The organism is Actinopolymorpha sp. B9G3, from assembly GCF_040120725.1.
Taxonomy (GTDB): domain Bacteria; phylum Actinomycetota; class Actinomycetes; order Propionibacteriales; family Actinopolymorphaceae; genus Thermasporomyces.
Genome location: NZ_JBEEAB010000008.1, coordinates 86,582 through 113,390, shown reverse-complemented (window position 1 = coordinate 113,390; position 26,809 = coordinate 86,582). Strand labels below are relative to the sequence as shown.

The following is a 26,809-nucleotide window of genomic DNA, read 5'->3' as shown; positions in this document are numbered from 1 at the left end:
CAAGAGGTGAGATGACGAGCCCACCGACGCCAGGGCGGCGAGGAGAGCGCGATCTGCCCCGCCTGGCGATGCTGCGCCAGGTGACAGACCGCACTGTCATGGACCACGTGTTCACCGGCGGACGGGTCACCCGCGTCGAGCTTTCCCGGCTCACCGGCATCTCGAAGCCGACGATCTCTGAGTCCGTACGCCGTCTGGAGGCAGCGGATCTCCTGGAGGAGACCGGCGTGCAGACCGGCCGGCCGGGCCGGGTCGCGACCTATTACGAGCTGTCGCCTACCGCAGGATGGGTTCTCGGCCTGCAGGTCAGCCAGGAAGGCGTCCTGGCCCGGTGCGCGGACCTTGCGGGAGGCACGATCGCCGACCGCAGTTACCCCCCGGTGCCGGGCGGTGACGTCCGCGGCCTCGTCCGGCGCCTCCGCAAGGCCACCAAGGACGCTCTTGCCACACCCGGGCCGCTCCGCGCGATCGCCATGTCCGTCGCCAATCCGGTCGACCCCGCGAATCACGAGATCATCGCCCTCTCGGGGTCGCCGTTCCCGGAAGGCCTGCTCGACCCGCGTCAGGTGTTCGACAAGCTGACGGACGCGCCCCTCCTTGTCGACAACGACGTCAACCTGGCGGTCCTGGCCGAGCGTCGGGACGGCGACGCCGGTGCGGCCGAGAGTGTTGCGTACGTCTATCTCGGGGCCGGTCTCGGCATGAGCCTGTACGTCGGCGACAACCTGGTCCGCGGCGCGAACGGTCTCGCCGGTGAGATCGGCTACCTGCCCGACATCAGCCCGTCCGGGCAGACCCTCGTCGGTGTGTTCGACCGGCTCGGCTTCACGCAACGTCCGGCAACAACGCTCGACGTCGACCGGATTCTGGCCACCCTCGACGCCGGCACCAAGGATGCGGGTCGGGTACACGATGCGGTTGCCCGGGTCGTCGCGGTCATCTGTGCGGTGGTCAATCCGGAGCTCGTCCTCCTCGGCGGACCGATCGGCAGCCATCCCGGCCTGATCGGGCCCGTCCGCGCAGCCGTCGCCGGTTACACGCCGACGCCGGTACGTATCGAACGTCCTGCGGTGGCCGGCCAGGCCCCGCTTGCCGGTGCCGTCCACCGCGCGCTCGACCACGCCCGAGAACTGCTGTTCCAGAACGCCTGAGAGCACGCGGGCAAGGGTCGGCGCGTCAGCCGGCTCGGTCGTAGAGGGGAGATGAGCGCCAGCTGTGGCGGGGTCCGTAGGTCCCGTTGTGACGACGGCTCGAACTGGGCAGATATTACTTGCATATAAGGAGTTCGAGAGATGCGGCAGTGATCATGTACTGGTAGAATCGGCCGTATGTTCGACCACGGGGGTGTGGACTTCTCGGTGCTGGCTTCGGCTGCGCCGGGTACTGAGCTTGGTGCGGTGTTGGCGGGGATCGACACCGCCGCGGTGAACGGCCACGCCCGGGTGATTGTCTTGCAGGCGTGGGAACGGCAGGCGTCGTGGGTGGCGGCGCGGTTCTATGAGTCGATGGCGCATGTGGCGCGGTCACCTGCGTGCACACCTGATTCGCCGCCGGAGTTGAACCGGTGTTTTGGCGAGTTCGCCTCGGCGGAGGTGGGTGCGGCCATTGGGTTGTCGCCGCGGTGCGCGGATCGTGAGTTGTCGTTCGCGTTCGAGTTGACCGAACGACTGCCCGCCACCCACGCTGCGCTCACCACTGGTCGGATCAGCCTGGCCAAGGCACAGGCGATCTCCGAGGAAACCTGCTGCCTGGCACCCGAGCTTGCCGCACAGGCGGAGGATTTCATTCTGGCCGCCGATGACGCCGCGGGGATCGGGTTGACGCGGGCGCAGCTGGTGCGCCGGTTGCGGCGCAAGGTGCTCGAACTCGACCCCGACGGTGCCGAGGAGCGGCGTAGGGAGGCGCAGCAGGGCAGGCGGGTCCGGTTCGGTGCGGGTGTGGATGGGACCGGCAGTATCTACGGCCTGGACCTACCGCTTGCCGGTACGGCTGCGGCACAGGTGTTCATCAAGACCACGGCGAAGCGGATCAAGACCGCCGGTGATGGGCGGACCTTGGCGCAGATCGAAGCCGACGTGTTGCTGGACCTGCTCCGCGGCCGCCAACCCACCCCACCACACGCCGACGCTGCTGCCGATGTCGAGGCTGCTGTCGATGTCGGGGAGTCAGCTTCTGCCACCCGCGCTGACGCCGAGAACAGCTGGGACGACCCGGGTGACGGCGGCGAGTGCGTCGAGACCGGTGACGAAGCCCTGGTGGCGAAGGTGGAGCTGGTCGCGGATCTGGAAACGTGGCTGGGTCTTGGTGACAAGGCGGGTGAGCTTGCCGGGTTGGGTGCGGTCACACCCCAGGTGATCGGTGACATCAAGAACGCCGCCGCGGGCGGGTTCGAGTACTGCCGCACGGTCACCGTCGGCGGGAAGGTTGTCTACCACCAGGCCAGCAGCCGCCGATATAGACCCACCGCTACCCAGCGCAGATTCATTCAGGCGAGGCATCGGGTCTGCGCTCATCCGGGGTGTTCCAGACCTGCCGATTCCTGCGACCTCGATCACGTCGTCGAACACCGGTTAGGTGGACCATCGTGCGCCTGCAACCTCGCCCCGCTATGCCGACGACACCACAGGGCCAAACACGAAGCCGGCTGGTTCTGGACCCAGAACAGTCCCGGCGAGCTCACCGCACAAAGCCCGCTTGGCCACACCTACGCCATCCAACCCGAGCCGCCACCTGGCGAATGACCGGCACCGCCTGATCAGCACTGTCATCCGATCAGGAACGCCGCGGACACGATCCCCACCGATCAGGAAGAACACCGCGTCGCCGCCGATGGCAAGACCCCGACCCAGCCGGGCGGCCGAGTCCCCGACGATGCGGATGTGGGCGGGGTCGGCTGGCAGGTAGCTGACATTCACGGTGGTCCCGACCGGATACCACTTGTCGTCACACACCTCCGGTCGAAGCGACGCTCAAACCCATGCGGACGCCCACGTACGGCAGAGAAGGACCAGACTCAAACCGCACCAGGCTTTCCGCCCCGGTTGGAACGCGCCTCTCTCGCCACGTTGCAGCGGGCTCTGTCGAGCCCGGAGTCAGGCCCCGCTCAGCGCCGAAACCCACGAACGCGGAACTGTTCCCAGTCGCGCCTGCGAGCAACGCGACCGGGTCAGGTGAGCCTGGCGTACCTCGACGGGTGCCACCCGAGCATGGCCTCGATGCGGATCATGCCGGACTGCTCCAGCAGCGTCACGGGGTTGTCGCCGGTGAAGCGGTACAGGCCGGTCGTGTGGTCGCGGAACCGTGCGTACGACTGGTCGGCGTACCACTCCATCGCCTTGCGGTACGAAGGATGCGGCTCGACCGCCGCCAGCTGCAGCAGGTTGGCGAAGAGGATCGCGTGGAACCTCGCCGGCTGGTCGAAGTAGCGCTCGTTCTCGGCGAGGAAGGCGAGCGCCTTGGCCGCGGTGTCGCGTGCGTGGTCGAGATACTTCTGCTCGCCCGTCGCGCGATGGAGAAGGACGCCGGCGCCGATCATCGTGCCCTGGTTGTACGACCACTGCGTCTTCTCGATGTTCCCGGCGAGGTCGACGTGGTCCCAGTAGAGGCCGTTCGGCGCGAGCATGTACGTCCGCACCCATTCGTACATCCGGATCGACCAGTCGAGGTAGTGGTCGTCCTTCGTCGCGAGGTAGAGGTGGAGTCCGACCTCGGCACCCGGCGCGTTCGAGACGGTGTTGCGGTCGTTGCTCCAGGGGGCCTGTGTCCAGAAGACGCCACCCGGGCAGGGATGGCTCGGGTCCGTGTCCCAGCCGAACACCACGAGGTCGAAGATCTCGGCGGCCCGGCGCAGCGCGGCGGCGTCTCCGCCAGAGGTCATGTAGTGGCGCTGGATGAACCCCAGGGCATTCCACTCGTTGTCGTCGTAGAACTTGTCCCCGCCATGCCCGGCCGGCGGTCGCAGGTAGGAGTCGTACCCAGGCGGGTCGGTCTCGGCGTTCCAGTAGGCCTCGAGAGCCGTGTAGCGGTCAGCTACGTCGTCGGTGTAGCGCTTGCCGATCTCCGGCAGTCCGGCCATGTCCTGGGTCGCGATCATCGCCTGCGAGAACGGCCAGACGTACGACCACGGGTTGCCGCCCGTGTGGGGGTACTCCTCGAGGTAGAACGACGTCTGCGAGTCGTAGAAGTAGCGTTGCAGCGCGGCGTAGCTTTCCCTGGCGCGTCGCGCGTACTTCGTCAACGCCTGCGACGGCACCTGCGCCGCGTGTGCGGTCGATGCCGTCGTTGCGAGTCCCCACCCTGCGGTGGCCGCGAGACCGCCGACCAGCACGGCACGGCGTGACGGCCCTGAAAAGTGATGCTTCACGAGGTCCTCCCGGTGATTCGGCGGTCCCCGTGAGCCGCTCGGTCGACACGTTGGCGCCTGTCCTGCGTGATGGCGTTCCGAGCTCAGGCACCCGGAACGCCATCACTCACAGGGCAACCGAGACCCAAGGTGCTCTCGATATATCAACATGTCAATGAGATGACATGTCCGTTTCCGGGCGACTGCGCGGTGCGCGGTATGGTCGCGCGATGGCGCGGGCTAGACAGCCAGGACTGCTGTGACGCTTGGAAGGGTTGGCCATGCGAGACGTTCACGGTGCGGTGGTCGCAGGATAGAATGCACATGGTCGCAAGATGGTATAGATCTGCCCAGCCGCCCCTCGGGAGGACGCGTGCCCGATCCATTCCTCTACGAGCGGGTCTACGACTACGTCCTCCACCAGATCCGCACCGAGACTCTCAAGCCAGGGGAGCGGGTCCCGTCCGAGAAGGAGCTGGCGGAGCAGTTCGGCGTCAGCCGCATCACCTCCAAGCGGGCGCTTCGCATGCTCGCCGAAGCCGGTGTGGTCGACCGCAGGCGCGGCATGGGGTCGTTCGTGACCGATGACGTCGGCCGCATCGACGCCGTACGTCACGCTGGTGCTCGACCACGTGAGCGGCCACCGAGCACCGGCTGCCTCGCCCTGGTGCTTCCCGACGCCTCTGAGGCGTACGGTCTGGAACTCCTCTGTGCGATCGAGGAGCGGTGCGCAGAACTCGGCTACCACCTGGTCGTCCGGCGGACCCGGGACAGTCAGCAGGTCGAGGAGCAGGCGATCGATGCCCTCGTCGGTGGTGTCGCGGACGGACTGATCGTCTTCCCTGTCCACGGGGAGTTCTACAACGCAAGCCTAGTGCGGCTCGTGCTCGACCGCTCTCCGCTCGTCCTGGTCGACCGGTACCTTCGTGGGATCCCGGCATGCTCGGTCTTCACCGACAACGCAGCCGCGGCTCGTGCCCTCACCTCTCGCGTGCTCGACCAGGGACACGAGCAGGTCGCCTTCCTGTCCCCACCGGTCGAGAACACCTCCAGCATCGAGGAACGGATGCAGGGATACCGTGACGTCCTGCGTGAGCGCGGACATCCACCAGACGCCGAACGCTGTTTCACCGAATTCCACAGCACACTGCCGGGGTCGCGGTCAGCGGACGTGGCGAGCGCCGACCGCGAGGCTCTGCGCGCTTTCCTCAAACGCGAACCAGGCATCACCGGCTTCGTGGCCTGCGAGTACAACATCGCCGTCCTGCTGCGACAGGTTCTCGAGCACGCGGGTGAATGGGATCCCGACCGTCGGATGATCGCCTGCTTCGACTCACTGGAATCGCCGACTGATGCCGGCACCTTCGTCTACATCAAGCAGGACCAGCAGGAGATGGGCCGCCGCGCCGTCGACCTTCTCCACGCCCAGCTGGGCGGCGACGACGTGCCGCTCAGGTCTGTCGTACCGTTCACCCTTGTCGATCCGACCAGGTGAAGGCTGGGAAGAACCCCGCGACAGCAGGCGTTCGTCGGCCTGTCAGGACGGGCGGACGGAGTAGATGAGGTGCAGGACGCGATCCCCTTCGATGGTCCGCGGGTTCTCCAGCAGTTGTTGGGGCAAGGCGGAGGATCCGAAGAAGCGCTTCCCACTGCCGAGAATGACCGGTGCCACGCTGAGGTGGACCTCGTCGACCAGACCGGTTTCGAGAGCCTGGCGCCCGATGTCGCCCGAGGTCACCGACACGTCGCCGTCGGCGGCGTAGGCCTGTGCCTGCGCGATGGCGCTGGGCACACCATCGGTGACGAACGTGAACGGCGCGTCGGGGAACCCCCAGTCGGTGGGCGGCTGGTGAGTCACCACGAAGACGTGATCGCCTGCCGCGGGTACGCCGTGCCATCCGTTCGTGATGTCGAACAGGTGCCGACCGATCACCGCCGCGCGGACATTGCCCGAGGTCGAACGAATGTACTCGGCGCTGGCGGCGCTCACGTGGAAAACCCGGTCCGGATCTCCCAGGGTTGTCGCCACGTCGCCGTTTCCGTACCACTCGAACAGTGGGCCCACATTGTCGTTCTGGTCCGCGATGAACCCGTCGACGGACACCGTGGCCCCCCGATCACCTTGCCCATGATCGGGACCTCCTCAGTCATCCTCATTCGTTTGCCGAACCGCCGATTCCGCGGGTGACGCAGGTGCAGACCACGATCGTGGCGCGGATTCATCGGTGTTCGCGGCAGTTCGCCGGTTCGGTGGCGGCCGACGTTGACCGCCGTCCTACGCCGAGGCATGATCCCCTCACCGAGGTTCATCCAGAGGATCCCAGGGACCTGGCCCAGCGACGGTCCGGCAACCTGCCCTACGGCAAGGTGCCAATGCCAGGAACGATGAGGAGGCGCTCATGAGCGCATGGCTCGATGTGCCCGTACTCCATGGATCGCTCGTTCGGCTGGAGCCACTGGCGATGGCTCACGCGTCGGATCTGGCGCGGTCCGCGGAGGAAGATCGCCGCACCTACGGCTTCACCGTGGTTCCCCGCGGTGCCGAGGTGAAGGAGTACCTGGCGACCCAGTTCGCTCGCAGGAGCGAGGGACTCACGCCCTTCGCGCAGGTCCGGCAGCGGGACGGTATGGCCGTGGGTTGCACAGCCCTCTGGAACCCGCGAACGTGGCCGGACCGGCAGGATCTGCGCGCCATCGAAATCGGCTGGACCTGGCTTGCGGCGTCGGCGCAGGGCACGGGGATCAATGCCGAGGCAAAGCTGCTGCTCTTCACGTATGCGTTCGAGACGTTGGGGGTGGCCCGTGTCGACCTCAAGACGGACGCCCGCAACGAACGTTCGCGCCGGGCGATCGAGGGCCTCGGGGCGCGCTTCGAGGGGGTGTTGCGCAGTTGGTCGGCCTCGTGGGCGCCTGGTGAGGCGGGGGCGTTGCGCGACTCGGCCATGTTCTCTGTCGTCGCGACCGAATGGCCGTCCGTCAAGTCGGCACTCGGCGCGCGGATCGGGGGCCTGAGCATTCGATAGGGCCTGGACGCGAGCCTTGACGTCTATGCGGAGTACGGCGCGACCTCTCCGCGAGGGATTTCCCGGATACACGCTGGATCTCGCTGCCGCCTGATTCCTCACGACTTGACGCATGCCGATATGGGCATATGATGGCGGACATGGCACGAGCCGCGACGACGTCGGACGTCTTCAACGCGATCGCCGAGCCGCGGCGCCGGGAGATCCTGGTGCTGCTGCGGGCGGGTGAGCGGCCGGTGACCGAGTTGGCCCGGGAGTTGGGGATGACCCAGCCGCGCGCGTCCAAACACCTGCGGGTGCTCCGGGAGGTCGGGCTGGTGCGGGACCGCAAGGCAGGCAAGCAGCGCCTGTACGGCCTTGACGCCCGCGGGCTGCGACCTGTCCACGAGTGGACCGGTGGGTTCGAGCGGTTCTGGAGCGAGAGCTTCGACCGGCTGGACGCGTACGTGCAGGACCTGAAGCAGGCCCGTCTAGAGCAGGCAGGGCAGGAGGAGTAGCTGATGAGCGCGACGGGACGAGGAGGGCCGGCGCAGTCCGCGACGGCTGACCGGGAGATCGTGATCTCCCGGGTCATCGACGCCCCGCGGGAGCTGGTGTTCGAGGCGTTCACCGAGGTGCGGCACCTGTCGCGGTGGTGGGGGCCGGAGGGGTTCACCACGACCACACGGTCGTTCGAGTTCGGCGTCGGCGGGGAGTGGGACTTCGTGATGCACGGGCCGGACGGTACGGACTACACCGAGTGGATCTCCTGGACCGAGATCGCCCCGCCGGAACGGATCGCGCTGCTGCACGGTGAGTCCCGCGGCGACCCGAACGCCTTCGAGTCGGTCCTGACGTTCGAGCCCGACGGTGCGGCGACCCGGATCGAGATGCGCACGGTGTTCCCCAGCAAGGAACGGCGCGACGAGGCGGTCGAGAAGTACCACGCGATCGAAGCCGGCCAGCAGACCCTGAGCAAGCTGGCGGCCTACGTCACCGAGATTGCTCGGTTGGGAGCGGAGGACTGATGGCCGGAAAGGTGTTCTTCAGCGTGTCGATGTCGCTGGACGGTTTCATCGCGCCCGAGTCCCTCGGGGACTTGATGGGGCAGCAGTGGGTGGAACTGCAGCGGTGGGTCTTCCCGCTGCGGTTCTTCCGGGAGAACCTGAAGCTCGGCGGGGGCGGCGAGGAAGGGCGCGACAACGAGATCGTGCGGGAGACGTATCTGCGCACCGGCGCGAGCGTCATGGGCAAGCGCATGTTCGACGCCGGCGAGCAGATGTGGCCGGAGGAGGCGCCGTTCCACACCCCGGTGTTCGTCGTGACGCACGAGAAGCGTGACCCCTGGGAGCGGCCGGGCGGGACCACCTTCCAGTTCGTCAACGACGGCATCGAGGCCGCGCTCGACCAGGCCCGCGAGGCCGCCGGCGACCGAGATGTCCGCATCGCGGGGGGCGGCGCGACGATCCTGGAGTACGTGAACGCCGGCCTGATCGACGAGTTCTCGATCGCGCTGTCGCCCGTGCTGTTCGGCTCCGGAATCCGCCTGTTCGAGGGCGTGGACGCGGGCCGCGTGGCGCTGGAGCCGATCCGCGCGGAGCCCTCCCCGAGGGTGACGCACCTGACCTACGCCGTCCGGCAGCGGTAGGCGCACGGCGGACGACACAGGGCGGACGACACACGGCAGACGGCGGACGGGCGGACGGGCGGACGCGAAGGAACACCCACGCGGGCCCCGAATCGTGAGCCGCGTCAGGGATCAACTGACGGTTGGTCCACGAACCCGCCCGCCGCCTCAGCGATAGTCATGTGCGAGAAGGCCGTAGATCGCACCGTCGTGAAAGGTGCCGTCCTCCTCCAGGGAGTACGCCCGCCGAATGCCTTCTCGCTGAAATCCCAGTCGCTTGAGCAGGCGTACCGACTCGTGGTTGTCGGCGATCGTCTCCGCCTCGACGCGGTTGAGGTCCATGCGGGTGAACCCGAACCGGAGGATGGCCTCGAGGGTTCAGTCGCGATCCCGCGGCCCCAGTAATCGCGCCGGAGGTCATAACCGATGTCGGCGCGGCGATGGAATCTCTCCCAGGAGTTGAATCCGAAGAGACCGATGGCGCGACCATCGCCGCGATGCGTGACCGCCCAGGAGATCCCCCTCTGCGCGGAGTAGTCCCGGCGAATCTCGTCGATCAGGTGGGCAGCTTCGGTCACGTCCCGCATCGGCGCGGAGTTGTACTTCTGCACCTCGGGGTCGCTGCGCCAGACGAACAGGTCGGCAGCGTCGGCAGCTTCCCACTCCCGCAGCACCGTCCGCTCGGTCGAAAGGTGCGGAAATGTCGAGAAGTCGAAAATGGCCGTCACGCCGGCACGCCTCCTGCTGTATCTGAGGCAGATCAGTCTAGGGCCGCGGCCGCACTTGTCCTGGTGGGCGTTTCCTGGCGGTCGGGCGATCGGCGATCACCACGGATTGTTCGCGTGGGTGAGGGTTTCCCAGGCGAGGAAGTAGTTGGCCCCGGTCGGCCTGACGCCCGGCGTCTCGAGAAGTCGTTCCGTCCGCTTGAGCCTGACGCCGTACCGGTTGTGGTAGTGGTTGAACGCCACCTCCAGGGTCGGGCCGAGGGTGCGCTCCTTCGTTCCACCACACAGCCAGTCCGGAGGATCGGCGCCGAGGTCGTACTTCGCGTGGAACTCCAGCGCCTTGGTGACGCGTTCGCCCACTTCGGAGTAGAGCTGGAGCCCCTGGAGTCGGGCTGTCTCCGCCACGTGTGCCGTCGCGTCGATTCCCCAACCCACATAGCCGAAGTTCCGGCAGGTCTCCTGCGAGAGGCCGTCGACGAACGTCGTCTGGCCGTGCCAGTAGTCGATCAGCTCCTCCGGCGTGTCCTTCCCGCCGTCCGGTGGCGGATGGGGCAGTGGTCCGTCGGACTCGAGGTAGAAGTATGCGGGCACCCGGCGTTGCCAGATCCCGATCGCGTGGTCGAAGGACTCGCGGTCGTCGAGGAACACCGATATTCCGACGGCCGCGTCCATCATGATGAGTTCCCAGTTGCCGTTGTGTCCTGGTCGGCGGTCGAACACCTGCGGCAGGTGAACCTCGCGCAGCATCGTGGCAAAGCGTTCCACCCGGTCGGCCGGCCAGCCGTCGTAGGTGTGCCGCATCAGCTCACCCGCCCGCGCGAACGACGCACCCGACCACCCGGCCTGCAACGGTGCGTTGCTGTTGGTGTGTCCGGTCAGCGTCGCCGACCAGGCGTCCAGGATCTCTGTCGCCTTGCGGGCGTGGGCTTCCTCGCCGGTGAGGTTCCAAAGGAGCGCGTGCGTGTAGGCCGCGAGGGCATCTTCACGCTCGTCCGTGCAACCGTGGTTGGGATTCGAGTTCGACCCGCACTCGACGACCACCCACGGCTTCGGCTCCCGCGTGAGGGAGGCGAGCGCGCTCGACCGCATGGCGGCGAACGCCGTCGCCCACGGCTCGGCCCCCGAAGCCACCTTCTGCCGAACGAACTCCAGCTGCCCTGCACTCACCAGGACACCAGGATGCCGAAAGTCCGAACCCGCTGTCTGCTGGGTGTCGGCCCCCGCGGGCGTGGTTGCCGCCCGAGTTGGCTCACCGTGGGAAGGAGCGCCGAAGGTCAGCATTCCCGCACATGTCAGGGCGGCGACCGCCGCCAGTCTCCGTGATGCCCGCATCCGCCACTCCTCTTTTTCCGTACGCCGGTACTCAGGGATCGTCGGGTCCGCCGCACGGGCGGACCTGGGGTGCGCTGCTATTCGATGAAGTACTGCTCCGGACTGGTCGGCCCTGGCGTGGGGTAGAGGTACGCCTCGGGCATCGTCTTCGGCACATTGTGGAAGTTGTTCGCGACGATTCCGTAGCCACTGGTGGGCAGGACGGTGCCGATGGCCCAGAACTCCTCCTTGGCGATCTGCAGGATCTGCCGCATGAGGTTGGCCTGTTCGCCCTTGTCGGTCGTACGCCGGACCTCGCCGTAGAGCTCCATCTGCCGCTTCGCGGCCGGCGGAGGCTCCTGGCCCTCGCGGCCGCCGGAGGTGAACCACAGCGCCCAGGGCGTGGCGAAGATCGACTCATGGTCGAACGGCATGTACCACCGCAGGTCCAGGATGGCGTCCTGCAGTCCGCCGTCACCCTGCCAGACGCCGGCATCGTGTTCGTTGGCTTCCTTGCGTTCGTAGAAGAGCGTGCGGTCCTCCGCCTTGACCGCGATGTCGACGCCGACCTCGGCCCAGTAGCCCTTGACGAGGTTCATGGCGTCGACCCAGAAGTCCTTCAACGTCGGTGTCGGGATCTCTACGGCGAAGCGGATCGGTTCGCCGTCGGGGCGTAGCCGGATCCCCTGCGCGTTCCGCTCGGTGAACCCTGCCCGGTCCAGGTGCGAGTTGGCCTTGTCGACGTCGTAGTCGGTGTACTGCGTGGCAAGTTCCTCGTCGTAGAACTCCGACTCCTTGCGCGGCGCGCCCTGCCAGGGCACACCCTGGCGCTGGAGGACGGCCGCGATGAGCTCGGGCCGGTTGATGGCGTGGGAGAGGCCGATCCGGAAGTCCTTGTTCTGGAAGACGTCTCGCAGCGCCTTGTCCTTGTGGGCGAGGTTCAGCCCGATCATCATCTCGTTCATCAGGGCCGGGAGGAGGTCGAAGAAGTCGAAACCCTTGGCCTCGCGTCCGCGCGCGATCACCGGCTTGTTGCGTACGGTGTTGATGTGCCGGCAGTGCATGTTCAGCTCGCCGTTGCTGGCCTTGAGGACGATCACCTGGGCGTCGTTCACGATGTCGAAGACGACCTCGTCGAGGTAGGGGAGCTGCCGGCCGTCGCGATCGGTCTTCCAGTAGTACGGATTGCGTTTGGCGACCATGCGGGTGCCGGTGCCGAGCGCGGTCGTGTACACCCACGCGTTGAGTGTCGGAAGGTCAGGATTCTCCGCACCTTCGGTCTTGCCGCCGTAGAACTCCACCCAGTCGGCGGCGTTGGCCTCCTCCACCAGAGTCTCGACATTCTTGTTGTACTTCTTGTGGAACTTCTCGAGATGGTGCCGTGGCGAGATCAGCGATGCTCTCGGCGTCGCGAGATGCTCCAGGAAGAGCCCATGTGGCTGGGAGAACACGAACCGCACGGAGAGGTCGTCCGGCGCGTCGACCTTCGGCGCCTCGCCGTTGGGCGCCAACCAGGTCGGGGGGACCGGACTCAGCTCCTCGTTGAGCAGCTCGTCCTCGACGACGTAGAGCACGTCCGCGGCTGTGAAGGGTTCTCCGTCCGACCACAGCAGGTTCTTCCTGAGGTGGAACGTGTATTCCTTGCCGTCGTTCTCGACATCCACCGACTCGGCGACGTTCGGAACGACCTTCCTGAAGTCCGGCGTCCAGCGCACCATCGGGTCGTAGCCGACCGTGCGGTCCAGCCAGGTCACGTCGGCGGGACCGAGCAGAACCGAGTGCCACGTACCGCCGTAGCGGCCGGGGCGGTCGACCACGTCGACGACCAGGGGCGAGGCGGGCATGCGTTCCCGCAGCGGAGGCAGCTTGCCGGCCTCGACGAGTGCGGCGAGATCTGGAGCCTGAGTGTCCCCGGTGGCGCCCCGGCCACCGTTCCTCCCGGACGGATCACGCGACAGGAGGTCGCAACCGGTCGACGAGGCGGTCGCCAGAATGGAGGCACCGCCGACGCGTAGGAGGTCGCGCCTCGACAACCCGCGCTCGGACATTGCTCGTCGGGCCGGCCCGCGGTCGGACAGCCGGTGGGAGACGTTCATGCGTCGCAACCCTTCTGATGAGCGTGGAGCGGTGTGTTCTTCTGACACTGAGGAGAGCGCTTTCCTCGCTAGCCACCTCGGCGGGCGCCCGGGTGGGGGTGTCTCGATGCCCACGGATCTGCGACGTCTGTGTGCGAATAGCACCAGACTGTTCGAGAGTTCTCACACCGTCGTGCCAGGGCGGGACATTGTCAAGAGATCTAGGCGAAATCTCGCGGCAACATCTCGTCATGCGAACAATGATGTTCGATAACGCAATCAACGACACAATGGTCCACGGCCGCAGAACGACACCCGCCAGCGCTTCGACCGCTGACCGAAAGCGAGACCCATGGACGCTGAAGAACGCCGGTCACAGATCCTGGATCTGGTCCGGGCCCGCGGGTTCGTCCGCGTCACGGATCTCGTCGCGGACTTCCAGGTCTCCTCCATGACGATCCGCCGCGACCTCGCTGTCCTGTCCGGGCGCGGCGTGATCGAGAAGGTCCACGGCGGTGGTGTCGTCGGCCCAGCGACGTCCGCTCCGCCCGAGCAGAGCCTCGGCCCGGCGGACCCGGATCACCAGCGGGCTTCGGGGATCCAGGGCCAGTCGGCCGACGGCAAGGACGCCGGCACCCACATCGGGATCGTCGTTCCCAGTGGTCACTACTACTTCCCGATCGTCGTGGGCGGCGCGCGTCGGGTGCTTGACGCCAGGTCAGTCCGGCGGGCGCTGGCGATCTCCGGCTATGACCCCGAGCAGGATCGGGTCCTCGTCCAGCAGTTGCTCGACGCCGGGAGCACCGGGCTGCTCCTCGCACCGAGCGTCGCGCTCGGAGACGAGAACGCTGAGCGCATCGACTGGTTGTTCGAGCTGCCTGTTCCTGTCGTTCTCGTCGAGCGTACGGTGACCTCAGCCGATCGCGGCGCGGCGCTGTGCTCTGTGCGTACCGACCATGAACTCGGCTGCGAACGCGCGGTCCGCCACCTTGCCCGCCTCGGCCACCGCGGGGTCGCACTGGTCACCCAGGGGACCTCGCAGACGAAGAGCCGGGTGATCAACGGATGGCAGCATGCGGTGGTCGCATGCGGTCTGGACAGCGCGCTCTCGCCACTCGTCGCCACCAGCCCACAGGCGAACCTCGACCTCTGGCCGACCAACGATGCCATCCGTTCCGTCCTCGACGAGCTTCAGGAAGCGGGAGCGACCGCCGCGCTCGTCCACAGCGACCAGACCGCACTCCCTCTCCTCCACCATGCCCGGATGCGGGGGTGGCGCATACCGCAGGACCTGTCCGTCATCGCGTACGACAACGAGATCGCGGAGATGGCGGACCCACCGCTGACCGCCGTGTCGCCGCCGAAGGCATGGGTCGGTCAGGCGGCCGCGGAGCTGCTCATGGAGCTGGTCGCGGGTGCCGGCTCAGGCCCCGTCCGGCACGTGGTGGCCGAGCCGGAGCTCGTCGTGCGCAGGTCGACCGCCGCGCCCCGGACGACGCCGCTTCCGGAGCCCCTGTCCTGACGGCTGCCTCGCGGCCCGTCCGATACTTGGTGTCAACCCGGCGTCGACGCCGGGCCGGTGTCGACGCCAGGCGCGGGCGGGCGAGCGAGAGACGGCGGCAGGAGGAACGATGGGAAGTACGCCGAACGGGGCATTCCCGCGCCGCAACCCGGCTTCCCGGACCGTGTTCTCGTCGATCCTTGCGCACGGACCGTCTTCCCGTGGTGACGTCGCGCGGCGTACCGGCCTGTCGGCGGCCTCGGTGACGAAGTCCGTCCGGCCTCTTCTCGCGGCCGGGTTCCTGCAGGAGGGGGACGCCGCCGGAGGCAGCGTCGGGCGCCCAGTCCGTGAGCTCCGGGTCCGGCCGGAAGCCGCGTGGTTCGCCGGAGTCAAGGTGACCGGGGACGAGGTCGTCGGCACGCTCACCAACCTCTCGGGTGTGGCGCTCGCGAGTGGCCGGCTGCCGCTCAGATCCCCTCGCGTGCGGACGGTCGTGTCGAGGATCTCCGCCGCCGTACGGAAGCTGCGCGACCAGGCCGGTGGCGAGCTGGCGGCGGCCTGCGTCGCGGTCTCAGGCGAGGTCGAACGCGACACCGGGCTCGTGCGGTTCTCGCCTTTCCTCGACTGGCACGACGTACCGCTCGCCGAACTCGTCGAAGCCTCGCTCGGGATCAGCACGGTCGTCGAGAACGACGTACGGGCGCTCACGTTGGCGGAGAGTACGACGGGAGCGGGCGTCGGTGCCTCGGTGCTGGTCGTCGTCACCATCGGGACCGGGATCGGATGCGGGATCGTCGTGGACGGGCGGGTCCTGTCCGGCGCTCACGGAGTCGTGGGCGAGCTCGGCCACATCCCGCTCGGTGACCCGGCCACCCCGTGCTACTGCGGTGGTCACGGATGCGTCGAGGCGGTGGCAGCCGATCCGGCGATCGTCCGGAGGGTCAGCCAGGCGACGGGTGTTCCCTTGTCCACGATCGCCGAGGCAGCCGAACTCGCGAGGTCCGGTGGACCTGCCGCGAAGGTGTTCGCCGACGCGGGTGCCACCCTCGGTCGGGCGCTGGCGACGGTCGCCAACCTGGTCGGCCCGGACCGCATCATCGTCAGCGGCGAAGGGCTTGCGGTGTACGACCTGTTCGCCGAGCACGTTCGGACCGCGTTCGTGGATCAGGCCTATGGTTCCGCGGTTCAGTGCACGATGGTCCTGCAGCCACATTCGTTCGAGGACTGGGCGCTCGGTGCCGCCGCGGTGGCCCGCGATGCGTTCCTGCGGGGCCGGGCCCGAGACGCCGTGGGCGCGTCCCGGCTCAGTCGATGAGCTTGTCAAGGAGTTCGAAGGTCTCGTACGGCTGGTCGTGGTCGCCGAAGTGCCCGTCGTCGCGGACGATCTGGGTGCCGCCGAGTCGTTCGAACATCGCGCGCCCCTGCCGGTCGTCGCAACCGTAGGGGTCGTGGCGGGAGTTGATGACGTACAGGTCGCGGACGTGGGACCTGATCGCGGCCCAGTCGTAGGTGGCCTGCAGGACGGGCTCGTCGCTGGTGTTGGGCGGTGTGGAGTACCCGGCGACGAGAACAGCCTGGGTCACGGTGGCATCGATGTGCTCGAGGATCGCGAGGAGGAGCGCGGCGCCGCCGGAGTGGCCGATGAGCACGGTGTGCTCGTCGAAGGTGTGGTTGGCCAGCACCTTCGGCAGGAACGTGGCGATGGGCTCTACATTGAGGCCGGGGTAGTGCGGGCTCTCGACGGCGTACCCGCGGTCGGTCAGCCGCCCGCGTAGCCACGGGAGCCAGCAGACGTCAGGGTCGGCGCCCGTTCCGTGGAAGATGATCGTCTTGCGGCTCACGGGATCGTCCTTTCGTGACGGTCGGGTCCGCCGCACCCCCATAGCCGGCGTACACGGGCGGGTGCTGCCCATTTTTACACCAGCGGCATGATCGGATGTCGTCACGACAGCACTGGAGGGGATTGTTGTGGAGAAGCACCCAGCGCAGTTGTTCGTGGACCCGCACCATGTCGTGGGCAGGGTGGATCCGCGGCTGTTCGGGTCGTTCGTCGAGCACATGGGCCGCTGCGTGTACGACGGGATCTACGAGCCGTCCCACGCGAGCGCAGACAGCCACGGCTTGCGCGGCGACGTACTGGACCTCGTGCGGGAGTTGGACGTTCCGATCGTCCGCTATCCCGGGGGGAACTTCGTGTCGGGCTACCGCTGGGAGGACGGCGTGGGCCCGGCGGACGACCGGCCGTCGCGGCTTGACCTGGCATGGCGGTCGACCGAGACCAACGCGTTCGGCCTGCACGAGTTCGCCGAGTGGTGCCAGGCGGCGGGCACGGAGATGATGCTCGCCGTCAACCTCGGCACCCGGGGGGTCGACGCGGCGCGGACGCTGGTGGAGTACGCCAACCATCCCCGGGGTACGCAGTGGTCGGACCTTCGCGTCACACACGGCGCGCCGGAGCCGTTCCGCGTGCGCACCTGGTGTCTCGGCAACGAGATGGACGGTCCCTGGCAGATCGGGCACAAGACGGCGCAGGAGTACGCCCGACTCGCCGAGGAGACCGCCAAGGCGATGAAGTGGGTCGACGGCTCCATCGAGCTGGTCGCGTGCGGGAGTTCCGCGCCGTCGGTGGCGACCTTTCCCGACTGGGACCGGGTCGTCCTGGAACATACCTACGACCATGTGGAGTACATCTCGGTGCACCGCTACCTCTCCCGCGCCCGCGGGCTGGACGACTACCTCGCGTCGGGCATCCACACCGACGAGCAGATCGAGGCGGTCATCGCGACCTGCGACCACGTACGCGCGAAGAAGCGGAGCCGCAAGCGGATCCACCTCGCCTTCGACGAGTGGAACGTGACGCCCACCCGCCACGAAGGTCCCGGCAAGGAGGAGCCGGAGGACTGGCCGTTCGCACCACCGATCGCCGAGGGCACCTACGACGCGGTCGACGCGGTGGCCTTCGGTGGCATGATGCTGAGCCTGCTGCGCCACGCCGACCGGGTCCGGATCGGCTGCCTCGCGCAGCTGGTCAACGTGCTGGGGCCGATCAAGACGCGGACGGACGGCCCCGCCTGGCGGGAGACGATCTTCTACCCCTACCTCCACGGCTCGCGGTGGGGACGCGGGACCGTCCTGGATGTCGTGGCACAGTCGCCGACGACGCCGGTCGAGAGCCTGGGTGACGTGCCTATGCTCGACGCCGTGGCGGTGCGGGCCGACGACGGAAGCGTGACGGTGTTCGCCATCAACCGCTCCACCGATGCGGAGCTGGACCTGACGCTCGATCTCCGTGCGTTCGGCGACGTCTCGGTGATCGACAGCCTGACGATGTACGACGCCGAAGGCGGGGCACGGAACACGCCGGACGAACCCGACCGGGTCCTACCGCGCCCACTGGCGACGGCGGTCGACGGCTCCACCGTGACGGCCAGCCTCGCGCCGGTGTCGTGGAACGTCCTGCGCTGCGGCGTGACCCGGGCGGCAACTGTGGTGTGACGACTGTCCAGGGCCGAGGTGACAGCTCATCGGCGTACGTCCTTCACGTATCTGTGGCAGGGCACGGGAATCGGCCCGTGAGCACCAGGCGCGGAGTGGACGAACGGCCCGGTGTCGGTCCAGCCGCGGCGCTCGTAGAAGCGCCGCGCCCTGGAGTTGCCCGGCACGACGGCCAGCCATGCGGTCGCGTGGCCGGCTCCGCCGACCTGACGTTCGGCGTCGTCGAGGAGGAGATCGGCGATGCCGGCGCCTCGATGGGCGGCCGCGACGTATACCTGGTCCACCTCGTCGGCGTGCACCATGACGAAGCCCGCGATCTCGCCGCCGGCCAGCGCGACGGTGGTGTCGTCGACGCGTTGGGCGGCACGGGTATGGAACGACTCGGCGGTCCGTGCGGTGACGAGGTCGTCCGGCACGTTACCGAGGTGGCCGTCGTTCCAACCGGTGCGCCAGATCTCCGCGATCGTCGGTGCGTCGCCAGGACGCGCGCGGCGCACCTCGATCTGCTGGTCGGTCACGGCGTGCATCGTACGACTCAGGCGTCAGGATGCGGCACCGTGCGGTAGAGGTGGATGGAGGCGGCCGCGAGCCAGCCCCAGATCGCGAGGACGGCGATCCACAGGGTGAGAACGCCGAGTTCCAGGCTGGGCATGACCGCCCCGCTGAAGAACCCGACGACCACCACGATGCCGCTGATCCTCGACCACCACGCCCACGTGGTCTCCAGCCGTCGTGCACACCATCTGGCGACGACGAACGTGGCCGCTGCGAGGAGCAGGAAGCCGACCGCACCGAACGCGAAGTGAAGGATGCCGCCCAGTGACACCTCGCTCGTGGAGGCTCCTTCTGGGAACCCGTCCATCGGGTCCGGCGCGAAGATCGCGCTCGCGACGAGGCACACGCCGAACGCTCCGAGGAGAATGCCCGCCCAGGAGGTCCCGCCCGACCGTCGCATCGCACGGGTGAATCCCAGGGCCGCCGCCATCGTCATGAGTCCGGTCAGGGCGAGGTTGAGCGTCTGGATCCATCCGTACGCCCCGAGCATGAGCAGGCTGAGCGGATGCCGGGTGATGTCGAATCCGTCGCGGGTGAGCGCGAGCACGACCCCGAGCGTGAGGTAGAAGGGACCCGCGACCACGCCCCAACCGAGGAGGGAACGGGTGACGGCGGCTGTGCGGTCGAAACGCTCGTTCAGCTGTGACGTGCTGGTCATGGGCTTGGACCCTTCTGCTCGGACCGGAGCCAGCGGCGGATGTAGTGCACTCAGTAGGGCAATACTGCACTCGTGGGTGTAGTTATACACTGATCAGTACCCGAGTGGAAGCGGAAACGACGAGATGAGAACAGGGGGCTCCGGGTGGCCACAGGGAGACAGCCCGCGCCAACCGACGATGCGGCACTCGACCCGCGGATCGCACGCTCGCGCGCGGCGATCGTCGCCGCGGCATCCGAGCACTTCCTGACGAACGGATATCTCGGGGCGAACGTGGACGACATCGCCGCGGAGGCTCGGGTCTCCAAGCGAACGGTCTACAACATCTTTGGTGGGAAGGAGCAACTGTTCCGGGAGATCCTCGCCGAGGCCTTCGCCGTCGCCGAGCGATTCTCGACCGAGGTTGTCTCCACGCTGGCTGACGCCGACGACGCCGACGAGGCTGCGGCCGAGCTGAGGGCCACCGCCGTCAACCTGGTCCGCCCTGTCCTGAGCGGGCGGGTCGTGAGATTGCGGCGGCTGCTCATCGGAGAGGCGGAGCGGTTCCCCGAGCTGGCGAGGGACTACTACGAACGCGCACCTGACCGGGTGATGGACGCGCTTGCCGGAGCGATGGCCCAGCTGGGTAGGCGCGGGTTACTGTCTGTCGACGAACCGCGCCTGGCCTCTGAGCACTTTGCCTTTCTGGTCCTTGGTGCCCCGCTCGACCGGGCACTTTTCACAGCGAGCGACCAGGAGCCTCTGACCGACGAGGTTGAACGCCGTGCACTCCAAGGTGTCGATGTGTTCCTGCGGGCGTACGGCCCGGTCCGGAACTCCACCGGACCGGCCGGCTGAGACAAGCTGACCGAGCCTTCAGAGCGCCACCAGCGCGCGCCCCCGAGTGGTGAGGTGGCCGTCGCTCGCTGCCGTCAGCTGTCGAGCAGCGATGCAGACTGCCGATCGAGCAGCAGTACGGCGTGTGCCTGGTGTCGAAGAATGGTCGCGGGGCACGCGGGCGAGACCTCGTCGTACACCGTCGCTCGTACGGCGGGCGCCTTGCGGAGCTCAGGCACCGCCAGCTGGAGGGCGCGCGCCGACAGCAGGGCGGGCACGGTCACGGTGATGGCGCGGGGCGCGGTCTCCTCGACGGAGCCGAAGTGCCCTTCGCCGACCTGCTGGACGCGCGACTCGTGGTCGAGTTCGATGATCCGGACCCATGCGTCGTCGGCGAAGTCGACCTGGTGGGGCTCGTTGAACGCGATATGGCCGTTCTCGCCGATTCCCATGCACACCAGATCCAGCGGCTCCGCGCGCAGGAGTTCTTCGTACCGCCTGCACTCCGCCTGCGGATCCGGTGCGTCTCCCTCGATGTAGTGGACGTGCGCCGGCCTCAGCGGATCGGTGATCCTTTCGCGGATCCAGCGGCGGAAGCTCGCGGGGTGTTCGGCCGACAGGTCGAGGTACTCGTCGAGGTGGAACACCGTCACCGCATCCCACGGCACGCCAGCCTGGTTCTGCAGGGCGGCGACGAAGTCGAGCTGGGAGTTGCCGGTCGCGAGCACGACCCGCGCGCTCCCTCGAGCGGCGACCGCGTCCCGCACCACGATGGCGGTGAACTGGGCGGCGGCACGACCCAGGCTGGCCGAGTCGTCGAAGATCTGGATCCGCAGCTTGTCGACCCGACGTTCCTCAGCTGCTCCCATCACGCTGCCTCCCAGAAGACGATGTTGGCCTCGCTCGAAGCTCGCTGGCTCCGGCCTGGAGCGGAGGCGCCGGCGGTCCCGTGCGCGGGTGGGGTCTGATGCTAACGCTGCAGCAACCGCGCACGAAGATGCGGCCGTACGAAGGTGCGTGCCCTCAGGCGTAAAATTTCTTGTAGGACCTCAACCCTGGCGTCCATACCCGCAAGGGCCCCACGCTTCTGACATCGCGGTCGGCGAGGGACGGGCAGGCCGCACGGAAGTGGTGCCTGGGCCGGTAGGTTGATCATGGACGGCGATCGCGGAGGGAGGGCCGTACCATGAGGTTTCTCCGCGGAGTTTCCGCCATACCGGTCTTTCTGCTCGCCACTGTCCTGCTTGTCGTCGCTCTCGTCCTCTGCGTGACGATTCTCCTGCTCCCGTTGGGAGTTCCGCTCGCCCTCCTCGCGATCCGCGTCTACGCGGTCGGAGTGAGGTTGCTGCTGCCGCGCCACAAACTGCCGCGCCACAAACTGCCGCGCCACAAAGAGGTGAAGCGCGGGGTCCGCACGAAGTGGCGTCGGGCGTCCAAGCACCCGGCGAAGCGGATGAAGAAGGTATCCAAGAACGCCAGAAAACGCGTGCGCAAAGTGCGGAAGGCCGTTCACATCTGAGCTGCTGGGCCGCTGCCGCAGCCTATCCCTCGTCGTAGGCACACGCCTGGGTGAGGTTGTCGAGGTGGTCCGGCGGTGAAACCTCCTTGTCGTCACTTGTGTGCAGCGCCTGCCGAACTATCGACCGCATGTGGGCGAAGTCTGGATTCGAAGGCTTGATGACATCGCGGAGGAAGGCGACATTGGTCACGTTCGCCTGCTTCACCTTCAGCCCGAGGTCGACGAACGCCGGAAGCGTCGAGGCCGGTATGTCACTCTGCACGATGTCTTTCGACGTCTTCGCGACAGCTTCATAGCGGGTGAGGAGCGTTATTGGGTTGGCCTGGTCGATGATCGCCTTGATCACGCACCGCTGGCGAAGCATCCTGTCCCAGTCACTCGCGCCGTAGCGTCCGCGGGCGAACCAGAGTGCCTTCCATCCATCCATGCGCTGGTTTGGCCCTTCCTCGATGTAGCTGTGCGGCTTCAGGCCGGCGTCGGCCTCACCACCGATCGCGACGCGTTCGTTGACGTTGAGGGTGAGCCCTCCGAGTGCGTCGATGAGCCGCTCGAAACCCTTCAGGTTGACCAGGACGTAATAGTCGACCGGGATCGCGAGCGCACCCGACACGGCCTGTTTCACCGCGACAGCGCCGGGGTCGGCGGCCTTGACGAGACCGGGATGCGCCTCTGGGACGCTCTCGTAGACTTCCGTGAGCAGCTGCTCCTCCACGTCACCAGGGGCCTGGAACCCGTTCGGGTACGCCTGTGCGAGGGCACTTCCGGTGGGGAATGGCACCTTCTGCAGGTTGCGGGGAACGCTGAACAGCACGGTGTCACCGGTGTGGGTGTCGATGCTCGCAAGGATGATCGTGTCCGTGCGGGTCCCCGTCCGGTCCGGACCTGCGTCACCGCCCAGCAGCAGGACGTTGATGCGATCGCGCCCACCCCACGGGTCTTGTACGACGCCAGCGGGGCTCGCCGGAGCGGGGCTCGCCGAGGCTGGCTGGGTCGGCGCTGGCTGGGTCGGCGTTGCCTGGGTTGGCGTTGCCTGGGTTGGCGTTGCCTGGGTTGGGGCTGGCTGGCTCGGCAGTGCCTTCGTCGGTGCGGGACTCGTCGATGCCGGCCCTTGCACTGCGGGACTCGTCGGTGCGGGACTCGTCGGTGCGGGACTCGTCGGAGCGGGCCGCGACGTATGCGTGGCCGTGCTGGTCGATGCGAGACTGTTCGCTGCTTCCTGTACGGAGAAAACCTGTTCGATCACGCTCTTCTGAATCAGCGCGTAGCGTCCTGCGACGACGAAAGGTGCCAGGACCGCAAGTGCCAGCGTGCCGGCAACCAGGTTCCCGATGATCGTGGACGAGCGACGCCGGGTTCCGGCCGTGGGGCTCAGCGAGCGATAGGTCACGATCACGAGCAGGCACCATGCCGCGCCCAGCGTGGGCACAATGAGCCCGATGAGCAGCAGCGCTCGTGGTTCGACCGACCAGTGCAGCAACGTCCGCTGTCCGCTGAGGGCAAGAGTGCCTCCGGCCAGGCACAGAACGCCGAAGATACCGACGACTGTCAACCCGAGCCTGCGCCGCCCCGCGACGATCAACCCGGTGCCGGGAATGATCGTGCCGAGGACTGTCATCGCGACGGCGAGTGGCACGGACATCGGACGGCGCCGGGGTGCGGAGCTGGTTTGCTTCCCAGACATACTTTGGTTGCCAGACATACATGGAGTCTTCCTACGGGCGGTGTTCTCCTGAACCTCCTCCCTTGAACCCCTTGCCAGGTTCGGCAGATGCCAGAATTGCGTCATCACCTCGAGTGTGCGGGCCGCAGCTCGCCGGTGTGACCCGGTTGGGCTCAGCGGGCCTCGGCGACAGGTAGTTCGGCACTGATCGCCTGCAAGGCGGCGATCACCGCGGCGATGCGCGGTGAGAGGTGCTCTCCGTCCCGGGCGATCACGACGTTGTGTCGAACGGTGTCGAGCCCCTCGATCGGAATTCGCACAAGGTGGGCGTCGGCGCCGGCGGGTGTGAGCTCCGGGGCGATCGTGACGCCCCATCCGATGCCCACCAGCCCGATCGCGGCGCCGATGTCGTCTACGGTGGCGGTCACCCGTGGCTCGAAGCCGGCCGCCGTGCACAAGCTCGTCGTGAGCCGGCCGAGCGCGCCGTCGAGGCTCACGATCCACGACTCGTCCCGCAGCTGCGCCATCGCACACTTTCGTACGTGTGCCAGCGGATGCTCCAACGGAACGCAGAGCCGCAGCGGGTCATGTCCGAGCACCCACTCGCGCAGGCCGGAGGTGCCGCGATGGTGTGCGGAGCCGTACCGCGACACGATCACCATGTCCAGCTGGTCGCGGACCACCGCCTCCGGCCCGGCGTCGTCGGTGGTGGCGGCCAGCCTGATCTCCATGTCGGGGAACCGGCGACGGACGTCGGTCAGGGCACGACTCATGATGCGCGGGCCCTCGCGGAACGGCACGCCGACCCGGAGCAACCCGGAGACGCTCGCGGCGTCGTGGGACAACGTCGCCTCGGCGGCCCGCAGCTCGGTGAGGATGCGTTCGGCGTGCTCGACGAGGGCGCGCCCTGCTGTGGTCAGCGTGATCCGATTGCCCGCCCGCTGAACCAGCGGTGTACCGGCCTCCTTCTCCAGGGCGGCCAGCTGCTGGGAGACGGCCGAGCGCGTGTAGCGCAGGGCGCGGCCTGCGGCCGCGATGGAACCCTCCGACGCGACTGCCCGCAGCATGATCAACTTGCGAACGTCGAGCATGTGTCCAGCTCCGCTAACGGTCAGAGTCGTCAAACGTAACGTCAGCTTACTTGCCTCGGCCAGCGGGCGTGACCTGTACTTGTCCGCGACGTGTGAGGAGTCGGTATGTGTGCAGCGCGGCTCACCGAGTGGTGTCGAATACCGACCTCCGGTGCACGGGCTGTCGAACCCTTCGAGCTCGACGGGATGTCGCTGTTGGCCGTGCCGCAGCTCGCCTACGACCTGCCGGGACGACCCGCCGACATGAACGGCGGCGACAGCGACACCGACCTGTTGCTCCTGCGCAGGACCCCCGGAGGCTACGAGCCGTTCCAGACCCTTGCGGTCCCCGGCGGCGAGGACGCGGAGTTCTTCCGCATCGGCGACCGTGCGTTCCTCGCCACGGCGAGCATCCGCCGCGGCCGGGGCCCTTATGAGTACGCCACGGAGTCGACCATCTACACCTGGTCCGGCTCGCGCTTCGAGCCGTTTCAGGCCGTCGCGGGCTTCGCGGCCAAGCAGTGGCGCCACTTCACCGTCGCGGAACAGCATTTCCTCGCGCTGGCCCAGGGTGTCGCGCTGCCGGACACCGCGCCAGTGAACCGGCCGTCACTGATCTTCCGCTGGGATGGCGAGGCGTTCCGGTTGTCGCAGGAGATCTCCTCGCGGTGGGGGTACAACTGGCATGCGTTCAGCGTGGGTGGTCAGGACTTCCTGGCCCACGCCGACCACGTGGAGCCGTCCCGCCTTTATCGCTGGGACGGCGGTCGTTTCGTCGTCCACCAGGAGGTTGCCGAACGACACGGCCGCGCCTTCGCCACCTTCCACGCCGACGGTCACGACTACCTGCTCGTCGCCTGCCTGCTCAGCCCGTCGCGCCTGCTGCGCTGGGACGGTGACCGGTTCGTCGATCACCAGGTCCTGGACGGGTTGGGCGGCCGCGAGCTCGCCGTACTGCCGGGAAAGCACGGGCCGTACGTGGTTCGGGTCAACTTCATCCTCGGCACCCGGGAGGCGCCGGACACGGCGCTGAGCTCGACGCTCTACCAGTGGCACGACGAAAAGCTCGCCGTCGTGGGGGAGTTTCCCACTTTCGGTGGCACCGACGTCGCGGTGTGCGCCGACGGGCAAGGGCCGCTGGTCGCGGTCTCGAACGCGCTGAGCGCCGACGTCCGGTTCGCGACGGACACCGTGGTCTACCGCTTCACCGAACCAGCGCCGCGCCAACGCGACAGAGGTAGGTGCGCAAGGTGACCGCTGCCTGCGAGAGTCCCGAGCTGCTTCGGCTGTTCACCGCCTACACGGCCCAACCCGAGGGCATCGGCAGGCAGCTGGCACGAGCCGTCGTCACCCGCAGCACCAACGACCCGCTGATCGTCGCGACCGGCGCCGACCTCGCGATCTACCCCGGCGGTGGGAAGCCGCCGCAGGTCGAGAGCTTCCGCCTCTCACCCCGTGGGTTCAAGGAGCTGACCGCCGTATCCCACCTCGGCCCTGCGGTGGCGAGCCTGGTTCACCTGCGCACCGTGCTCGGTGACAGCTCCTGGCGATCCGGCGCCGAGCGCCTGCTGGCCGAGGTCATCTCGACCCGGTTGGCGAACAGCGTCGAGCTGTGGCGGGACCGCATCGCCGTCGAGGCGTTCCAGGGACGGGAACAACAGATCGCCGATCTGGTCGACTACTCCTGCGCGATCACCGCGCGCTACCTGGCCGCGGCGCTGGCCGACGAGGACTACCTCACGCCGGAGACGCTGCGGTCGGACTTCCTCGCCGGGGGAGGCGAGGTCGAGGTCCCCGTACCCATGAACCACATGATGGTCGCGACGTTCTTCCTCGCCGGCCTGGACGTGAGCTTCCGCATCACCCGTTGGCTGCGTTCGTACGACATCGATTGGGAGCGGGCGATGGTCGTCATCGCCGGCCAGCAGGGTCGCCCGACGGCCGGTGTCACCTGGGCCACGAACAGCGTCGCCACGGTGATCCTTGGCGCATCGAGCCACCGCCTGCCGCTGGAGCGGATGTACCTGGCTCCGCACGCGGAGACCTTCGCCACACCGACCGGTGGCGACCTGTCCGAGGTGGCCGCGTTCGAGCAGCGGTTCCGCGACCTCTGGTGTGGCACCAGGGCAACCGTCGAGCTCGGAGCCGTGATGTTCGACGGCTACCCGCGGTACGCCCCGGCGGGCGTGCGATTCCCGGATGTCAGCGACCCGGCGGTCACCGAGGTCAGCGAGATGCCGTTCATCGGCTCGGCGGACGACATGCACGCCATGGTCACCAGGCTCCGGGTGCTGCTGGAGGACCCGCGGCAGCTGCTGTCCGGTGCCGTTGTCGACTTCGCCGTCGAGTCGCTCGCGGCGGCCAACTACGACCCGACCCGGGTGGTTGTTCCCGGGCTGACCGGGGTGTTGTACCCAACCGACCTGTGAGGAACCCGACGGATCTGTGAGAGG

General features: G+C 67.8%; 25 protein-coding genes, 1 pseudogene and 1 riboswitch. Of the genes and pseudogenes, 14 read left to right on the top strand and 12 right to left on the bottom strand.

What is annotated here, in order from left to right; translation table 11 throughout:
• Positions 1-80 precede the first annotated feature (80 nt).
• Both ABNF93_RS16105 and ABNF93_RS16100 read left to right on the top strand, forming a co-directional pair.
• Positions 81-1,151: an ROK family transcriptional regulator gene (locus ABNF93_RS16105; RefSeq protein WP_349328879.1), complete on the top strand. Its 1,071-nt coding sequence runs from the start codon at positions 81-83 to the stop codon at positions 1,149-1,151.
• Positions 1,152-1,328: 177 nt separating this feature from the next.
• The gene (locus tag ABNF93_RS16100) at positions 1,329-2,741 is read left to right on the top strand and encodes an HNH endonuclease signature motif containing protein (protein WP_349328878.1); all 1,413 of its coding nucleotides are present in this window, start codon (positions 1,329-1,331) and stop codon (positions 2,739-2,741) included.
• A gap of 425 nt (positions 2,742-3,166) precedes the next feature.
• On the opposite strand, the gene ABNF93_RS16095 is transcribed toward ABNF93_RS16100, so the two are convergent.
• A complete protein-coding gene (locus ABNF93_RS16095; RefSeq protein ID WP_349328877.1) occupies positions 3,167-4,363 on the bottom strand; it encodes a glycoside hydrolase family 76 protein in 1,197 nt (398 codons plus the stop codon).
• 352 nt (positions 4,364-4,715) lie between these two features.
• Here ABNF93_RS16095 and ABNF93_RS16090 point away from each other — a divergent pair, with 352 nt between their 5' ends.
• On the top strand, positions 4,716-5,837 hold the full coding sequence (locus tag ABNF93_RS16090; RefSeq protein WP_349328876.1) for a GntR family transcriptional regulator: 1,122 nt from the start codon (positions 4,716-4,718) through the stop codon (positions 5,835-5,837).
• Between the two features lie 42 nt (positions 5,838-5,879).
• On the opposite strand, the gene ABNF93_RS16085 is transcribed toward ABNF93_RS16090, so the two are convergent.
• Positions 5,880-6,446 carry a dihydrofolate reductase family protein gene (locus ABNF93_RS16085; protein WP_349328875.1) on the bottom strand — a complete coding sequence of 189 codons (567 nt, stop codon included), beginning with the start codon at positions 6,444-6,446 and terminating at the stop codon, positions 5,880-5,882.
• Positions 6,447-6,645: 199 nt separating this feature from the next.
• Positions 6,646-6,734, top strand: a riboswitch (SAM riboswitch).
• Positions 6,735-6,741: 7 nt separating this feature from the next.
• On the opposite strand from ABNF93_RS16085, the gene ABNF93_RS16080 reads away from it, so the two are divergent.
• From ABNF93_RS16080 to ABNF93_RS16065, 4 genes are all read left to right on the top strand, one after another.
• Positions 6,742-7,365, top strand: coding sequence for a GNAT family N-acetyltransferase (locus tag ABNF93_RS16080; protein ID WP_349328874.1), 624 nt, complete (start codon positions 6,742-6,744; stop codon positions 7,363-7,365).
• A 140-nt stretch (positions 7,366-7,505) separates the two neighbouring features.
• Positions 7,506-7,862, top strand: a complete 357-nt coding sequence (locus ABNF93_RS16075) for an ArsR/SmtB family transcription factor (RefSeq protein WP_349328873.1) — start codon at positions 7,506-7,508, stop codon at positions 7,860-7,862.
• 3 nt (positions 7,863-7,865) lie between these two features.
• A complete protein-coding gene (locus ABNF93_RS16070; RefSeq protein WP_349328872.1) occupies positions 7,866-8,372 on the top strand; it encodes an SRPBCC family protein in 507 nt (168 codons plus the stop codon).
• Positions 8,372-8,992, top strand: a complete 621-nt coding sequence (locus ABNF93_RS16065) for a dihydrofolate reductase family protein (RefSeq protein WP_349328871.1) — start codon at positions 8,372-8,374, stop codon at positions 8,990-8,992. The genes ABNF93_RS16070 and ABNF93_RS16065 overlap by 1 nt, the downstream gene beginning before the upstream one ends.
• Before the next feature lie 147 nt (positions 8,993-9,139).
• Here the strand turns inward: ABNF93_RS16065 and ABNF93_RS16060 are convergent, their stop codons facing one another.
• The 4 genes and pseudogenes from ABNF93_RS16060 to ABNF93_RS16045 form a co-directional block, all read right to left on the bottom strand.
• The gene (locus ABNF93_RS16060) at positions 9,140-9,313 is read right to left on the bottom strand and encodes a GNAT family N-acetyltransferase (RefSeq protein WP_349328870.1); all 174 of its coding nucleotides are present in this window, start codon (positions 9,311-9,313) and stop codon (positions 9,140-9,142) included.
• 95 nt (positions 9,314-9,408) lie between these two features.
• Positions 9,409-9,645: pseudogene (locus ABNF93_RS16055) on the bottom strand (GNAT family N-acetyltransferase); the annotation flags it as partial.
• A 150-nt stretch (positions 9,646-9,795) separates the two neighbouring features.
• Positions 9,796-11,028 carry an alginate lyase family protein gene (locus ABNF93_RS16050; protein ID WP_349328869.1) on the bottom strand — a complete coding sequence of 411 codons (1,233 nt, stop codon included), beginning with the start codon at positions 11,026-11,028 and terminating at the stop codon, positions 9,796-9,798.
• Positions 11,029-11,105: 77 nt separating this feature from the next.
• Complete coding sequence (locus tag ABNF93_RS16045) at positions 11,106-13,103, bottom strand: ABC transporter substrate-binding protein (RefSeq protein ID WP_349328868.1); 1,998 nt, start codon at positions 13,101-13,103, stop codon at positions 11,106-11,108.
• 331 nt (positions 13,104-13,434) lie between these two features.
• Here ABNF93_RS16045 and ABNF93_RS16040 point away from each other — a divergent pair, with 331 nt between their 5' ends.
• Positions 13,435-14,604, top strand: coding sequence for a substrate-binding domain-containing protein (locus ABNF93_RS16040; RefSeq protein ID WP_349328867.1), 1,170 nt, complete (start codon positions 13,435-13,437; stop codon positions 14,602-14,604).
• A gap of 109 nt (positions 14,605-14,713) precedes the next feature.
• Positions 14,714-15,898 carry an ROK family protein gene (locus ABNF93_RS16035; RefSeq protein ID WP_349328866.1) on the top strand — a complete coding sequence of 395 codons (1,185 nt, stop codon included), beginning with the start codon at positions 14,714-14,716 and terminating at the stop codon, positions 15,896-15,898.
• Here the strand turns inward: ABNF93_RS16035 and ABNF93_RS16030 are convergent.
• Complete coding sequence (locus tag ABNF93_RS16030; protein WP_349328865.1) at positions 15,888-16,424, bottom strand: RBBP9/YdeN family alpha/beta hydrolase; 537 nt, start codon at positions 16,422-16,424, stop codon at positions 15,888-15,890. The two genes, ABNF93_RS16035 and ABNF93_RS16030, sit on opposite strands and share 11 nt — an antisense overlap.
• Positions 16,425-16,551: 127 nt before the next feature.
• Here ABNF93_RS16030 and arfA point away from each other — a divergent pair, with 127 nt between their 5' ends.
• The gene (gene arfA / locus ABNF93_RS16025; protein WP_349328864.1) at positions 16,552-18,078 is read left to right on the top strand and encodes an arabinosylfuranosidase ArfA; all 1,527 of its coding nucleotides are present in this window, start codon (positions 16,552-16,554) and stop codon (positions 18,076-18,078) included.
• Between the two features lie 26 nt (positions 18,079-18,104).
• Here the strand turns inward: arfA and ABNF93_RS16020 are convergent, their stop codons facing one another.
• Entirely contained in the window at positions 18,105-18,596 is a 492-nt protein-coding gene (locus tag ABNF93_RS16020; protein WP_349328863.1) for a GNAT family N-acetyltransferase, read from the bottom strand.
• A 17-nt stretch (positions 18,597-18,613) separates the two neighbouring features.
• Positions 18,614-19,291 carry a DUF998 domain-containing protein gene (locus tag ABNF93_RS16015; protein WP_349328862.1) on the bottom strand — a complete coding sequence of 226 codons (678 nt, stop codon included), beginning with the start codon at positions 19,289-19,291 and terminating at the stop codon, positions 18,614-18,616.
• A 144-nt stretch (positions 19,292-19,435) separates the two neighbouring features.
• Here ABNF93_RS16015 and ABNF93_RS16010 point away from each other — a divergent pair, with 144 nt between their 5' ends.
• Positions 19,436-20,128, top strand: a complete 693-nt coding sequence (locus ABNF93_RS16010; protein WP_349328861.1) for a TetR/AcrR family transcriptional regulator — start codon at positions 19,436-19,438, stop codon at positions 20,126-20,128.
• Between the two features lie 74 nt (positions 20,129-20,202).
• Here ABNF93_RS16010 and ABNF93_RS16005 read toward each other — a convergent pair whose 3' ends face one another.
• Positions 20,203-20,976, bottom strand: coding sequence for a glucosamine-6-phosphate deaminase (locus ABNF93_RS16005; RefSeq protein WP_349328860.1), 774 nt, complete (start codon positions 20,974-20,976; stop codon positions 20,203-20,205).
• Positions 20,977-21,293: 317 nt separating this feature from the next.
• Between ABNF93_RS16005 and ABNF93_RS16000 the strand changes: the two genes are divergently transcribed.
• On the top strand, positions 21,294-21,626 hold the full coding sequence (locus ABNF93_RS16000; protein WP_349328859.1) for a hypothetical protein: 333 nt from the start codon (positions 21,294-21,296) through the stop codon (positions 21,624-21,626).
• A 22-nt stretch (positions 21,627-21,648) separates the two neighbouring features.
• Here the strand turns inward: ABNF93_RS16000 and ABNF93_RS15995 are convergent, their stop codons facing one another.
• Together ABNF93_RS15995 and ABNF93_RS15990 are read right to left on the bottom strand one after the other, a co-directional pair.
• Positions 21,649-23,265 (bottom strand): LCP family protein, encoded by a 1,617-nt coding sequence (locus ABNF93_RS15995; RefSeq protein ID WP_349328858.1) that lies wholly within the window; start codon positions 23,263-23,265, stop codon positions 21,649-21,651.
• Positions 23,266-23,459: 194 nt separating this feature from the next.
• Positions 23,460-24,377, bottom strand: coding sequence for a LysR family transcriptional regulator (locus ABNF93_RS15990; RefSeq protein ID WP_349328857.1), 918 nt, complete (start codon positions 24,375-24,377; stop codon positions 23,460-23,462).
• Between the two features lie 105 nt (positions 24,378-24,482).
• On the opposite strand from ABNF93_RS15990, the gene ABNF93_RS15985 reads away from it, so the two are divergent.
• The gene (locus tag ABNF93_RS15985; RefSeq protein WP_349328856.1) at positions 24,483-25,610 is read left to right on the top strand and encodes a hypothetical protein; all 1,128 of its coding nucleotides are present in this window, start codon (positions 24,483-24,485) and stop codon (positions 25,608-25,610) included.
• Positions 25,607-26,785, top strand: a complete 1,179-nt coding sequence (locus tag ABNF93_RS15980; RefSeq protein WP_349328855.1) for a DUF5624 domain-containing protein — start codon at positions 25,607-25,609, stop codon at positions 26,783-26,785. The genes ABNF93_RS15985 and ABNF93_RS15980 overlap by 4 nt, the downstream gene beginning before the upstream one ends.
• Positions 26,786-26,809 lie beyond the last annotated feature (24 nt).